A 14,245-nucleotide genomic window follows, 5' to 3' on the forward strand; every position below is an offset into this window, starting at 1 on the left:
TTAAAAATATTATAAATTAAACTTTTCTAACCTTCGATAAAGCGCAGCTCTTGTTAAACCCAATTCTTTTGAGGCTTTAGATATATTTCCATCATACTTTTCAATTGCCTTTTTAACCAATAGTTTTTCTATTTCTTGCAAATTTAAATTTCCATAGTCACTAATATTTGCTGTATTAGCTGTATTATCTGTTTCAATATTTGATAGGTTAAAGTCTGAAGGTTTAATAACATTATCGTCACACATAATAACACCACGCTCAATAGTGTGTTGAATTTCTCTAATATTTCCTGGCCAATTATGTGTTTTTAAAACGCTTAGTGCTTCATCTGTAATTGTTAAATGGGATTTTTGATACTTCTCTTTAAACATATTTAAATAATGAATAACAAAATCTGAAATATCTTCGGGTCTATCTCTTAATGGAGGAATTTCAATCTCTACAGTATTAATTCTAAACAATAAATCCTGCCTAAATTTTCCTTCAGAAACCCACTGATTTAAAGGTGCATTTGTTGCAAATAATAATCTTGCGTTAAAAGGCCTTTCAATACCTTCGCCTAATCGCGATACTTTTCTGTCTTGCAGAACGGTTAATAATTTTGATTGTAAATTATAAGGAAGGTTTCCTATTTCATCTAAAAAAAGGGTACCATTTTCAGCCATTTCAAAACGCCCAGGTTTATCTTCATAAGCATCAGTAAATGCTCCTTTTTTGTGTCCAAAGAGTTCACTTTCAAAAAGAGATTCTGATAAAGCTCCTAAATCTACATGAATAAATGGTGCGTTTTTATTTGATGAGCGCTTATGTATTTCTCTTGCTAAATGTTGTTTTCCTGTACCGTTTTCACCTAATATTAAAATATTTGCATCAGTATTACTAACCTTTTTAACCACATCCATAACCTTAGTCATAGCACTAGAGTTACCAATTACTGGTCCAAATCTTATATCGTCGTTTTCCAATAAAGCCTTGTTAGTATGCTTTAAAATAGATACTTGCTTATTAGATTTACTTAATTCTAAACCTGCATGTACCGTAGCTAAAAACTTTTCGTTACTCCATGGTTTTAATATAAAATCAAAAGCGCCATTCTTAATAGCATTTACTGCTAACTCTACTTCACCGTAAGCAGTCATTAGTACAACTACCATTTTGGGTTTTATATTTAAAATATGCTTTAACCAATACATACCTTCCTTACCATCATTAAAACCTATTCTATAATTCATATCCAACACAATCATATCTATGTGTTCTTTTGAAATAAGCTGATTAATTTCTTTCGGGCTATTCCTTGTAATTATATTAGTGTAATATTTTTTAAGCAATAATTTAGCAGAAAGTAAAACATCTTCGTCATCATCAATAATTAAAATTGTTGCTGGATTTTTTATCATTTGTATAATCCTAATTAAGTTTTGTCTAATGTACAAAATGTTCACTATCGAACAATGTTTTGTTCGATAGTGAACACTTTTAAAATTCTGCTCAAAACCTAAAGCAATGATTATCAATATTTTAACAAAATAAAAATATTTGGCACCAGCATTGAGTATTACACTTCAAAATTCATCAATCAAAAAACGATCAGTAAAAACAATCATTATCAATCAATATAAAAATCAGACAATAACATGGTAGCATTAATTATAGAAATAACAGCTTTTATTACAGACATAGTTTTATCAATCTTGGTTTAAATTTAATCGTTATGCAACAAATTGGAATGGATAAAAGAGTAGAAAAAAAGAAATGGACGCAAACTAAAAAGTTATATATAGCAGGAACCATTGTTTTTTTAATCCTTGCTTTTTTTGGCTTTAAAGCTATTAACAAAAAAACATATAAAGTTAATGCTTCAAAAATATCAGTGAAAAAAGTTATTGAAGGAAATTTTCAAGACATGATTTTAATTGATGGCGATGTAGAACCTATTAATTTGGTTCTAGTAAACACCCTCGAAGGTGGTACTGTAGAAGAAATATTTATTGAAGATGGTATTAGCGTTGAAAAAGGTACACCTTTATTACGTTTAAGCAACCCAGCTGTAACGCTTGGATATATGAATCAAGAAACAGCCATTGTTGAGCAAATCAATAATCTAAGAAATTTAAAATTATCTCTTGAAAAAGATCAGCGAGATTTAACAGAATCTCTTATAGATAGTGAGAATAGCTTAGCAGATATTGAACGTAGCTATAAAGTAGATTCTGTGCTGTATACAAAAGATATAGTTGCTAAAAACGATTTTATTGATCGAAAAGAATCTTATAAATACTTAAAAAACAAACGCGATTTAGTAGACAGAAATGTAAAAAAAAGCAGACAGGATAACAAAATTCAAATACATCAAATAAATAAATCTATAGGAATGATGCAACGTAACTTAGAGATGATTCATGATAATATTGATAAAATGTTAGTTCGTGCCCCGGTTTCTGGAATGTTATCATCTTTTGACCCAGTAATTGGCGAATCGTATGGCAATAACCAAACCGTTGCAAAAATAGATGTTCAGTCTGGTTTTAAAATTAAAGGGCAAGTTGACGAATATTATTTAAGTATGGTTAAGCCTGGTCAATTAGCACGTTTCTCTTTTGATGGTGAGCTGATTGATTTGAAAGTAAAAAAAGTGTTACCAGAAGTGGTAAGCAGGCGTTTTGAAATCGAATTAGTTTTTGTAAATACACCTCCAAAAGCAATAACCATTGGTCAATCGCTTCAAGTAAGGCTAGAATTGTCAAAAGCACAAAAATCTTTAATGATACCAAGAGGTAGCTATTTTCAATCATCAGGTGGGCAATATGTATATGTCTTGGATGGAAATGGAGAAGCCAATAAACGATATATAAAATTAGGCAGTAAAAATCCTAGTTATTACCAAGTATTAGAAGGATTAAACGTTGGTGACGAATTTATTTCTTCTTCTTATGACGACTTTAAAAATTATGAATCAATCAAAATCAATTAAAAACTAAAAACCATGATTAAACTAAATCAATTAACTAAAGTTTACAGAACAGACGAAATAGAATCTACAGCATTAAATGAAGTATCTTTTGAAATAGAAAAAGGAGAGTTCGTATCTATAATGGGGCCTTCAGGATGTGGAAAATCAACACTTTTAAACATCTTAGGGCTATTAGATAAACCTGAGAGCGGAAGTTATGAGTTTTTAGGCAACGAAGTTGCTCACTTAAATGAGAAAGGGCGTTCAGATATTCGTAAAAAGAATATTGGTTTCATTTTTCAAAATTTTAATTTAATTGATGAGTTAACTGTCTTTGAAAATATCGAGCTTCCTCTACTCTATAACAAAGTGCCAGCTCCTGAGCGAAAACAAAGAGTAAATGAAATTATTGATAAGATTGGAATCTCACACAGATCATCACATTTCCCTCAACAACTATCTGGTGGACAACAACAACGTGTTGCTGTTGCAAGAGCATTAATTAATAGACCTCCATTAATTTTGGCTGATGAACCAACAGGAAATCTAGATAGCTCGCATGGTAACGAAGTTATGGAGCTATTATGCGAACTACACGAAGCTGGAACCACTATAATAATGGTAACACACTCTGCACATGATGCGAGTTATTCTGGAAGGATAATTAATTTACTCGATGGTCAAGTTGTATCAGAAAGTAAAAATAAAATAGCTAAAGCTATTGTGTAATTTTAAATATAGAAATCATGATTAAAAATTATATAAAAGTAGCTTTTAGAAGCTTAAATAAAAATAGAGTCTATGCTATTATAAACATTTTAGGGTTGGCTTTAGGACTTACTGTTACCATTCTAGTTTTTCTTTTTATTAATGATGAAACAAGCTACGAGAAGCATTGGGATGGATACGAGCGTATATATAGAACTGGAATTAAAGCAGACATGATGGGGCAAAAAATGAATGCGCCAGTTTCTTGTAGCCCTATGGCTAATGCGTTTAGAACCGAGTTTACTGATGTAGAAACAGCAACACGTATTCAAACTATTAACCAAGAAATTTTAATGCGTCATGAACAAAACAAAGTTTATATACAAAAAGGAGTAAGAGCCGATAGTACTTTTTTTAAAGTATTTAATTATGAATTTGTTCACGGTGATGCCGAAACTGCATTAAAAGAAGACAATGCTCTTGTGTTAACTGAAGAATCTGCCCGAAAATTATTTGGCGATAAAAATGCCATAGGTGAAGTTGTAAATTATGACAATAGACAAGATTATATTGTAAGAGGTATAGTTAAAGAACCTAAAGGACATGCTCACTTTCAATTTGATATGTTTTTAGCAGATCCTCAAATTCGAAATGTATGGATGAATAATGGTTGGTATACATACGTAAAATTAAAAGAAGGGGCTAATTTTAGTGCCTTTGAAGCAGAAATGAAGCGTAATTTTATGAAAAAAATTGCGCCAGATGTAGAACGCTACATGAAAATTACTGTTGAAGAATTTCTATCACAAGGGAATGCCTTCGAGTATCAATTACAGCCTCTAAAAGATATTCACCTTCATTCACAAATGGATTTTGAAATAAAGCAAAACGGAAACATTATATACATTTATGTATTTATAGGCATCGCCTTATTAGTTATCTTAATTGCTGGAATAAATTTCATGAATTTATCTACCGCTAGGTCTGGAAAAAGAGCAAAGGAAGTTGGAGTAAGAAAGGTTACTGGAGCTTCAAGAAAAATGCTAATCGCTCAGTTTTTAACAGAATCTGTTATCCAAAGTTTTATTGCATTATTTCTAGCCTTTATACTAGTAGAACTTTTCCTTCCTGGTTTTAATAATATTATGGAAACCAACCTTACACTTTTTAATGATTATATTGGAAAAACTGTTTTATTCGCATTATTAGTAACCCTAATTTATGGGTTATTTGCAGGAAGTTATCCTGCATTTTTCTTATCAGCGTTTCAACCAATTGCAGTACTAAAAGGAGATCTCACTAAAACTAAAGGCGGAGCATTATTAAGAAAAGTACTTGTAGTTATACAATTTACAGCATCAACAATATTAATTATTGGTATGATAATTATTTTTAAACAGATTTCATTTTTACATAATAAAGATATTGGCTTTAACGGAGAGCAGGTAATAGTAGTTCCGCTTCAAACAGATGCTATGACACAGAACTTTAGAAATTACAAAGATATATTTCTAAAGAATAGTAATGTTTTAAGTGTTACAAGAGCATCTTACTATCCTGGAGATAATCCAAACCAAAACATGTACGCCTTAGAAGGGAATGAAGAACAATTACCGCTATGGAATATGGAAGTTGATTATGATTTCATGAAAACTTTAGATATTGAGCTTCTCGAAGGACGCAAATTTGACAGGGAAAAGGAGTCAGATTCTGTTCCATACTATATATTAAATGAAACTGCTGTAAAAAACTTAAACATTGAAAATGCAGTAGGAAGACGTTTAGGCAGGTACACAGGAAATGACGGAGGCTTAGAATATGGCAATATAATAGGAATTGTTAAAGATTTTCACATAGAAGGCTTTAATCAACCCATTCGCCCAATGATACTCACTATAGAAAATTTTGTTTGGTTTGCTTCTTTTAAAATTGCAAAGAATGACATGAATGCTACTATCGATTATATTGAAACTGAATGGAACAAATTAGAGCCATCACATCCTTTTAGATATAAGTTTTTAGATCAAAAATTTGGAGCATTATTAAGACAACAAGAAAACTTTGGCACCATGTTTTTATTCCTAACTATACTTGCCATAATAATATCTGCAATGGGATTATACGGTTTAGCTTCATATACAGCTGAGCAACGTACAAAAGAAATAGGTATAAGAAAGGTTTTAGGCTCTTCTGTGCCTCAAATTATGAATATGCTTACCAAAGACTTTATTAGATTAGTATTAATTGCAAATATCTTTGCATGGCCTATCACCTATTTACTTGCCAAAAATTGGTTAACAAATTTCTCATATCAAATAGATATGCCATTATTACCATATTTCTTTGCTACTTTTTTAGCTCTAATAATAGCATTGATTACAGTAAGTTCTCAAGCATATTTAGCGGCAAATTCAGATCCTGTAGATGCCTTGAAGTATGAATAATTATAAATTAATCAACCAAAACCAAAAAGCCCTTGAAAGTTTTCAAGGGCTTTTTAATATATAAAAATCAAGTTTTAAAATAAAGTAATCTGTCCTTCATCATCAGTTTCTAAATCATTTGGTTTGCTTTCAGAATTATTTTCATCTGTATTTGTTTCAGTATCGTTAACAGAAACTTCAGTTTCATCTACTACTTCCAATTCATCTGCATGAACTTCTTTTGGTGCTTCAAAAGGAATTGGATCTAATAAATTGATTTGATTTACTTTGTCTTTTGTAAGTTGGTTTCCTAAGGCACTTATTCCTTTAACGTTAATAAATTCTTCAAGATTAACTTCTAAATTATCTTTTCTATCCTTACCACGCTCTTTAGCATAAACTATTTCTGCCATAGGTTTCCAATCGGTTGAAACAATTTCTAATTGTGAGTTTGAATGATCAGAAATAAAGGATTCTTCTCTTCCTTCATTCTCAATTAAAAAACGCTTAACGTAATACATCTCTTTTTCACCATTAAAATAAATAGCCGAAATTGGCTTTTTTGGCACCCACTTTTCCATAACAATCATATCGTTGTCAAAATGCATAGTTACTTCTGGCGTTACAGTTTTAACCATTCCAGATTGGGTTATTATCAAGAGTTTGTCTTCTCCTCTAAACTCGCCAACTAACTCTCCTCTACCATCAACATTTAAACGCTGAACTGCATCGTCAAACCAAATTTTGCGAGGTTTTAGTGTAGAAACTCCTTTTTCTTTTAATTCAACACGCTTAATAGAGTATTTAGTAACCAAATTTCCTTTTGAAGTACGTCCTTTAATTAATATATCAGCAAAATCAATATCCCATTTTAGTTTTTTAATACTGCCTGCTTGTCTCAAATTAACAGTTACAACTTCGGCCTCACCATTTGGGTTTGCAGAGAAATAAAGAACAACTGAGCTTTTATTTCCATTAGTTAAGTCGTAATCCTTATCACGTGTAATACTGGTAACTGCAAATCGTTTTATATATGATGGTCCTCCCTTTCCGTCACGATAAATCATATTATAAATAGTACGCTTGTCTTTCTTTTTAAACACAGCAACGTGAATAATATCTTTACCAATAAAGGTTTTAGTACCAACTTTGGTAACCATCATTTTACCATCTTTAGTAAATACAATAATGTCATCAATATCGCTACAATCGCAAACATATTCGTCACGTCGTAATGAAGTACCTATAAAACCTTCTTCTCTATTTACGTAAAGTTTCGTGTTACGGATAACAACTTTAGTTGCATCAACATCATCAAAGATTCTAATCTCAGTTTTACGTTCACGTCCTTTCCCGTAATCCTTTTTCAATCTTGTAAAATAAGCGATAGCATAATCTATAAGGTTTGCTAAATGGTGTTTTATTTCGGCTATTTGATCTTCTAAAGCATCAATTTTTTGCTGAGCTTTATCAATATCAAATTTTGATATACGCTTAATTCGGATTTCGGTTAATCGTACTATATCATCTTCTGTAACAGCACGTTTTAAATGTTTTATATGCGGCTGAAGCCCCTTATCAATAGCATTAATAACTCCTTCCCAAGTTTCCTCTTCTTCTATATCACGATAAATTCTATTTTCAATAAAAATACGTTCTAATGATGCGAAATGCCATTGTTCTTCATGCTCTTTTAGCTTAATTTCTAATTCTTGCTTTAAAAGTTGTACAGTATTATCTGTAGAGCGACGCAACATTTCTGTAACTCCTACAAATAATGGTTTATTATCTTCAATAACGCAGCCTAAAGGAGAAATAGACGACTCACAACTTGTAAAAGCATACAATGCATCAATAGTTTTATCTGGTGATAAACCAGAAGGAAGGTGGATTAATATTTCAACCTCAGCGGCGGTATTATCTTCAATTTTTTTAACCTTGATTTTACCTTTATCATTAGCTTTTAAAATAGAATCTATAAGTGATGATGTAGTGGTTGCGTAAGGAATTTCGGTAATCGCCAATGTGTTTTTATCAACTTGTGCTATTTTTGCGCGAACACGCACCTTACCCCCTCTTAAACCATCATTATAGTTTGAAAAATCGGCTATACCAGCAGTTGGAAAATCTGGCAAAATAGTAAATCGCTTACCCTGTAAATGCTTTATTGAAGCATCAATAAGTTCAATAAAATTATGAGGCAATATTTTAGTAGATAACCCAACAGCAATTCCTTCTCCTCCTTGTGCCAAAAGCAATGGAAACATAACTGGAAGATTAACAGGTTCTTTACGCCTTCCATCGTATGAAGCTTGCCATTCGGTTATTTTTGGGTTGTAAACAACATCTAAACCAAATTTTGAGATACGTGCTTCTATATAACGTGATGCTGCTGCTCTATCTCCTGTTAATATGTTTCCCCAGTTTCCTTGTGTATCAATTAATAAATCTTTCTGGCCAATCTGTACCATTGCATCTGCAATACTTGCATCTCCATGAGGGTGATATTGCATGGTATGGCCAACTATGTTTGCTACTTTGTTATAACGTCCATCATCTAAATCTTTCATAGAGTGCATAATACGACGCTGTACTGGTTTAAAACCATCTTCTATGGCAGGAACAGCACGTTCTAATATAACATACGATGCATAGTCTAAAAACCAATCTTTATACATACCAGTAACTCTGGTTATGGTTTCTTGGGGTTGTTCGTCTTGTTCGTTGGTTAAATCGTCGTTCTCTTCTTCTATCATGCTGTATTAGGCTTTCTCTGCTTCAATTAAATCTAATTCTACTTTTAGATTTTCAATAATAAATTCTTGTCGTGTTGGTGTGTTTTTTCCCATATAAAAAGATAATAACTCTTCAATAGACATATTATCATCTAGCATTATGGGGTCTAAACGAATATCTTCGCCAATAAAATGTTTAAACTCATCTGGTGATATTTCACCTAGTCCTTTAAATCGTGTAATCTCTGGCTTAGGTTTTAATTTTTCAATAGCATTAACGCGCTCTTCTTCAGAATAGCAATAAATAGTTTCCTTTTTATTTCTTACTCTAAACAGAGGGGTTTGTAAAATATACAAATGGCCTTCTTTAATCACTTCTGGAAAAAATTGAAGAAAAAATGTAATCAACAACAAGCGAATGTGCATACCATCTACATCGGCATCGGTTGCTATTACAACATTATTATAGCGTAAGTCTTCTAAAGATTCTTCAATGTTTAAAGCCGCTTGTAATAAATTAAATTCTTCGTTTTCGTAAACAATTTTTTTTGTTAAACCGTAACAATTCAAAGGCTTTCCTTTTAAGCTAAATACAGCTTGTGTATTTACATCACGTGATTTAGTAATACTTCCCGATGCAGAATCTCCCTCGGTAATAAATAAAGTAGTTTCTAAATTACGTTCGTTTTTAGTATCTCCAAAATGCACACGACAATCACGTAACTTTTTATTGTGTAGACTTGCTTTTTTTGCTCTATCTTTAGCCAGTTTACGAATGCCCGATAACTCTTTACGTTCTCGCTCAGCTTGAAGTATCTTTCGTTGAATTTTTTCGGCAGTATCAGCGTTTTTATGTAAATAATTATCTAAATATGTTTTTACAAAATCGTTAATATAAGTTCTTACTGTTGGCAAATCGCCTCCCATATCGGTTGAACCTAATTTGGTTTTGGTTTGACTCTCAAAAACTGGTTCCATTACTTTTATGGCAATGGCACTTACTACTGATTTTCGAATATCTGAAGCGTCATAGTTTTTACCAAAATATTCTCTAATCGTTTTAACCAAAGATTCTCGAAATGCATTTAAATGCGTTCCCCCTTGTGTTGTATTCTGTCCATTAACAAACGAATGGTATTCTTCACTATACTGCGTTTTACTGTGAGTTAAAGCTATTTCGATATCATCGCCTCGTAAATGTATAATGGGATATAACCTATCTGATTCATTAATATTTTCACTTAATAAATCTTTTAATCCATTTTCGCTAAAATATTTTTCGCCATTAAAAACTATAGTTAAACCTGGGTTCAAATACACATAGTTTTTAAGCATTTTAACGATATATTCGTTTCTGTACTTATAATTTTTAAAGATAATATCATCTGGAATGAACGATACTTTGGTCCCTTTTCTACGAGATGTATCATCCAGTAAATCTTGATTCATCAAATTACCTTGCTCAAATTCTGCAGAAGCGCTTTTACTATCTCGCGTAGATTCTACACGAAAATAAGATGACAATGCATTAACCGCTTTGGTACCAACTCCGTTTAATCCTACCGATTTTTTAAAAGCTTTAGAATCGTACTTCCCACCAGTATTCATTTTAGAAACCACATCTACCACTTTCCCTAGAGGAATGCCACGTCCATAATCGCGAACTGTAACTTTAGTACCTTGAATAGAAATTTCGATAGTTTTTCCAGCTCCCATAACATACTCGTCAATAGAATTATCGAGTACTTCTTTTAAAAGGATATAAATACCATCGTCTGGAGACGACCCATCTCCCAATTTACCAATATACATTCCTGGACGCATACGAATATGTTCTTTCCAGTCTAAAGAGCGTATGTTATCTTCGGTATAATTGGATTGTAGAGCCATAGAATAGAGCTAAATTTAATGATAGGATGCTAATATAACACAACGCTATAAAAAATAAAATAGCCTTTACACAAAGTAATTAACAATATAGAATTGTTTTTGTTGAGAACATTAAATCATCAACTATTCTCTTTTTTTAAAGACACTAATAATATGCCAATAATTACTACAAAAGCCCCAATTAATTGTAATGTTGTTAAATATTCATCTAAGAAAATTGTAGCTAAAATGATTGTTGATATGGGACCAACACCAGCTACAATTGCAAAATTTGACGAATTAATCATTTTAATAGACATAGATACTAGATAAGATGGAATTACAGTAGCAAAAACAGCTATTAAAAACCCTAATATATAAACCTCTATAGCATGACCAAAAATACTAGATTCAACAGAAAAATTAAAATGAACAAACACACAAAAACAAGAAACTAACATTGCATAAGATGTAAATTTTATTACTCCAAATTTCGGAATTAACCAACCGCTACCAACTAAATAAGAAGCGTAAGTAATTGCACTTAATAAAATAAAGAATCCGCCTAAATAAGTGTTAGTGCCAGATATAGCAACCTCATCCCAAAATGCAATAATAATGCCTAAGTAAGTTAATATAATCGCTCCTATTTGCAATTTATTGATTTTCTTCTTTAAAAATATTTTATTAAAAATGAGCACGATAGTTGGGTATAAGAAGAGAATAATTCGCTCTAAACTTGCCTTTATATAAGTAAGCCCAACAAAATCAAAATAACTTGCCAAATAGTATCCCACAAAGCCAAAAAACAAAACCCATAAAAAATCATTTTTAGTTGTTTTTACTGAGGAGTTTTTTTTTCTGGATGACAGTGCTATTATTAAATAAAAAGGAAATGAAAATAACATTCGTAACAGTAGTATACTAATGGCATCTACATTGTAGTTATAAGCCAGCTTTACCATAACCGCTTTTGAAGAAAATAAAACTATTCCTAAAACCCCTATTAATACTCCGTAAATAAAAGATTTGGTCACATTCATGAAACGAATATAAACTAGTGAGTTTTAGCTATTACTCGAAACAATATATAATTACGATGTTCAAGTAAAAAGAAGATTAAATAGACTCTGCCTTTTCTTTTAGGAATTGGCTTCTTGTTTTTAAAAGTTTACTCATATACCTTTTTAAAAACAACCAATTTGCTAATTTGCCAAAAATACCATAGGGCGATTCAAAATTAAATTTATCAATCATTATGGTTTCATTTTCGCTTTCGCGGAAGATATGTTCGTGACGAAACGATTTAAAAGCACCAAAAACCATTTCATCTACAAAATAATTAGGTGAATCAAATTCTGTAATTTTTGAGGTTAAATGCTGTACAAAACCTAGATGTTTAGCTTCCCAGCTTACCCATTCTCCTAATTCTATTAAACCAGATATTTTTCCTGCAATAGCTTTTTCATTAGAATGCTTTAAAGATTCTTGATGAGAATCAATATTACGAGCTAAATCGAAGCAAGTTTTAATGTCTGCTTTAATTTCAGTTTCAATCTCTATTAATGGCATTCTAGTCGAATTTAAGAGAACGAAAATATTAAAATTCTTACGATTAAAAAATAGTTAAGAAATTATTAAGTTTTAAACATTGAAAAGAAAGTGCATTACATCACCATCTTTAACGACATAATTCTTTCCTTCTACTCTCATTTTTCCAGCTTCTTTCACCTTTGATTCACTACCAAATGCAACATAATCGTCATAAGCAATAACCTCAGCTCTAATAAAACCTTTCTCAAAATCGGTATGAATTACACCTGCAGCTTGTGGTGCAGTGGCTCCAATATCAATAGTCCAAGCGCGAACCTCTTTAACACCAGCTGTAAAATAAGTTTGTTGATTTAATAATTTATATGCTGAACGTATTAATTTTGCCGAACCTGCTTCATCAAGCCCTATATCTTCAAGAAACATTTGACGCTCTTCATAGTCATCCAATTCATTAATATCTGCTTCTGTGCCAACTGCTAGCACTAAAACCTCAGCGTTTTCGTTTTTTACCGCCTCTTTTACTTGTTTTACATAATCGTTACCTGAAACTGCCGAACCTTCATCTACATTACAAACATACATTACTGGTTTATCAGTAATTAATTGTGATGGTTTTACAAAATCATTATAATCATCTTCAGAAAACTCTAAAGCTCTAACCGATTTTCCTTCTTCTAAACCTGTCTTTAAAATTAATAAAATAGCCTCTTCTTTTTGAGCCTCTTTATTTCCTGTTTTAGCAGCACGCTTAACCTTATCTAGCTTTTTTTCAACTGTCTCTAAGTCTTTAAGCTGTAATTCCATATCAATTGTTTCCTTATCTCGAATTGGGTCAATCGTTAAATCTACATGAGTAATATTTTCGTTATCGAAACAACGTAAAACATGAAGTATGGCATCAGTTTCACGAATATTAGCTAAAAACTGGTTTCCTAAACCTTCTCCTTTACTTGCCCCTTTTACCAAACCAGCGATGTCTACAATTTCTACAGTTGCAGGTTGAACGCGTTCTGGATTCACTAACTCTTCCAATTTTTCTAAACGCGGATCTGGTACATTTACTACACCTATGTTTGGTTCAATAGTACAAAAAGGAAAGTTTGCACTTTGCGCTTTGGCATTAGATAAACAGTTAAATAACGTTGACTTTCCTACGTTTGGTAATCCTACAATTCCGGCTTTCATTGAATTCTTTTTTCTTAATTCCCTAGTAGAAGAGAATCTTTTTTATTTGCGAGTGCAAATATAGTTGTTTGTATTAAGAAATCTATTAGCTATTTCTCAGTTTTAATTTAATATGAAAATAGCATTTCTAATCTATATAAAAAATAATCTATATTTGTTGAAATCTAAATTTAACTTTGTTAATCATTTAGATTGCTTACAAGCTGATTATGAAAAACTTAACAGATTATGATTTATGGGTTTCACTAAAAAGAGGTGACTTAAAAGCATTTTCTACTTTGTTTAAAATTTATTATCCATTATTACATAATTACGGGTTAAAGCTTTCTAATTATAATGAGCAATTAACCGAAGATTGTTTGCAAGAGTTTTTTCTTTATGTTTATGAACACAGAGAAAATTTAGCTGATTTAAATTCGATAAAACCGTATTTATATGTGTCATTTAGGCGGCATTTATTTCGTGAAATAAAAAAAGCTTCAAAAATGATTAACTATGATGAAAAAGAAAACTTTTTTGTCGAAATAAATTTTTCTGCTGAAGATGTTATTATTCAACAAGAAATTGATGCTTTAAAGCAAGAAAATTTAGCTAATCTTTTAAATGAATTACCTAATAGGCAAAAAGAAGTTTTGTACTTAAAATATTATAGCGATTTAAATATTGATGAAATAGCAAAGGTTTTGGAAATAAATTATCAAAGCGTATTAAATTTAGTACACAAAGGCATTAAAAAATTGCGCCAAGACGCATCACTTAATGAGCTTTTAAAAGATATTGTATAAAAAATAAATAAATACTTAAAAAAGAGAGTATA

At 31.3% G+C, this 14,245-nt stretch carries 10 protein-coding genes; 4 read left to right on the top strand and 6 right to left on the bottom strand.

The annotated features are described in order from the left end of the window. Positions 1-9: 9 nt before the first annotated feature. The gene (locus tag M3P09_RS12970) at positions 10-1,401 is read right to left on the bottom strand and encodes a sigma-54-dependent transcriptional regulator (protein WP_249973470.1); all 1,392 of its coding nucleotides are present in this window, start codon (positions 1,399-1,401) and stop codon (positions 10-12) included. A gap of 314 nt (positions 1,402-1,715) precedes the next feature. Here M3P09_RS12970 and M3P09_RS12975 point away from each other — a divergent pair, with 314 nt between their 5' ends. Genes M3P09_RS12975 through M3P09_RS12985 form a run of 3 tightly spaced genes read left to right on the top strand, consistent with a single transcriptional unit; the run spans position 1,716 to position 6,106 of the window. Continuing rightward, positions 1,716-2,975: an efflux RND transporter periplasmic adaptor subunit gene (locus M3P09_RS12975; protein WP_099563178.1), complete on the top strand. Its 1,260-nt coding sequence runs from the start codon at positions 1,716-1,718 to the stop codon at positions 2,973-2,975. Positions 2,976-2,987: 12 nt separating this feature from the next. Next, positions 2,988-3,683 carry an ABC transporter ATP-binding protein gene (locus M3P09_RS12980; RefSeq protein ID WP_099563179.1) on the top strand — a complete coding sequence of 232 codons (696 nt, stop codon included), beginning with the start codon at positions 2,988-2,990 and terminating at the stop codon, positions 3,681-3,683. Between the two features lie 17 nt (positions 3,684-3,700). Beyond that, complete coding sequence (locus M3P09_RS12985; RefSeq protein ID WP_099563180.1) at positions 3,701-6,106, top strand: ABC transporter permease; 2,406 nt, start codon at positions 3,701-3,703, stop codon at positions 6,104-6,106. A gap of 74 nt (positions 6,107-6,180) precedes the next feature. Here M3P09_RS12985 and M3P09_RS12990 read toward each other — a convergent pair whose 3' ends face one another. The 5 genes from M3P09_RS12990 to ychF form a co-directional block, all read right to left on the bottom strand. Continuing rightward, entirely contained in the window at positions 6,181-8,841 is a 2,661-nt protein-coding gene (locus tag M3P09_RS12990) for a DNA gyrase/topoisomerase IV subunit A (protein WP_249973471.1), read from the bottom strand. Between the two features lie 6 nt (positions 8,842-8,847). Beyond that, positions 8,848-10,710: a DNA topoisomerase IV subunit B gene (locus tag M3P09_RS12995; RefSeq protein WP_099563182.1), complete on the bottom strand. Its 1,863-nt coding sequence runs from the start codon at positions 10,708-10,710 to the stop codon at positions 8,848-8,850. 119 nt (positions 10,711-10,829) lie between these two features. After that, positions 10,830-11,732, bottom strand: a complete 903-nt coding sequence (locus M3P09_RS13000; RefSeq protein ID WP_099563183.1) for a DMT family transporter — start codon at positions 11,730-11,732, stop codon at positions 10,830-10,832. 76 nt (positions 11,733-11,808) lie between these two features. Continuing rightward, on the bottom strand, positions 11,809-12,261 hold the full coding sequence (locus M3P09_RS13005; protein WP_099563184.1) for an SRPBCC family protein: 453 nt from the start codon (positions 12,259-12,261) through the stop codon (positions 11,809-11,811). Positions 12,262-12,333: 72 nt separating this feature from the next. Beyond that, positions 12,334-13,428 (bottom strand): redox-regulated ATPase YchF, encoded by a 1,095-nt coding sequence (gene ychF, locus M3P09_RS13010; protein ID WP_249973472.1) that lies wholly within the window; start codon positions 13,426-13,428, stop codon positions 12,334-12,336. 209 nt (positions 13,429-13,637) lie between these two features. Here ychF and M3P09_RS13015 point away from each other — a divergent pair, with 209 nt between their 5' ends. Next, entirely contained in the window at positions 13,638-14,213 is a 576-nt protein-coding gene (locus M3P09_RS13015) for an RNA polymerase sigma factor (protein ID WP_099563187.1), read from the top strand. Positions 14,214-14,245 lie beyond the last annotated feature (32 nt).

The sequence above is a fragment of the Jejuia spongiicola genome (assembly GCF_023502325.1).
Lineage (GTDB): Bacteria > Bacteroidota > Bacteroidia > Flavobacteriales > Flavobacteriaceae > Wocania_A > Wocania_A spongiicola.

Coding starts and splice junctions, on each gene's coding strand:
- M3P09_RS12970 (WP_249973470.1), bottom strand. CDS start 1,401: ATGATAAAAAATCCAGCAACAATTTTAATTATTGATGATGACGAAGAT.
- M3P09_RS12995 (WP_099563182.1), bottom strand. CDS start 10,710: ATGGCTCTACAATCCAATTATACCGAAGATAACATACGCTCTTTAGAC.
- M3P09_RS12985 (WP_099563180.1), top strand. CDS start 3,701: ATGATTAAAAATTATATAAAAGTAGCTTTTAGAAGCTTAAATAAAAAT.
- M3P09_RS12975 (WP_099563178.1), top strand. CDS start 1,716: ATGCAACAAATTGGAATGGATAAAAGAGTAGAAAAAAAGAAATGGACG.
- M3P09_RS13015 (WP_099563187.1), top strand. CDS start 13,638: ATGAAAAACTTAACAGATTATGATTTATGGGTTTCACTAAAAAGAGGT.
- M3P09_RS12990 (WP_249973471.1), bottom strand. CDS start 8,841: ATGATAGAAGAAGAGAACGACGATTTAACCAACGAACAAGACGAACAA.
- M3P09_RS12980 (WP_099563179.1), top strand. CDS start 2,988: ATGATTAAACTAAATCAATTAACTAAAGTTTACAGAACAGACGAAATA.
- M3P09_RS13000 (WP_099563183.1), bottom strand. CDS start 11,732: ATGAATGTGACCAAATCTTTTATTTACGGAGTATTAATAGGGGTTTTA.
- M3P09_RS13005 (WP_099563184.1), bottom strand. CDS start 12,261: ATGCCATTAATAGAGATTGAAACTGAAATTAAAGCAGACATTAAAACT.
- ychF (WP_249973472.1), bottom strand. CDS start 13,428: ATGAAAGCCGGAATTGTAGGATTACCAAACGTAGGAAAGTCAACGTTA.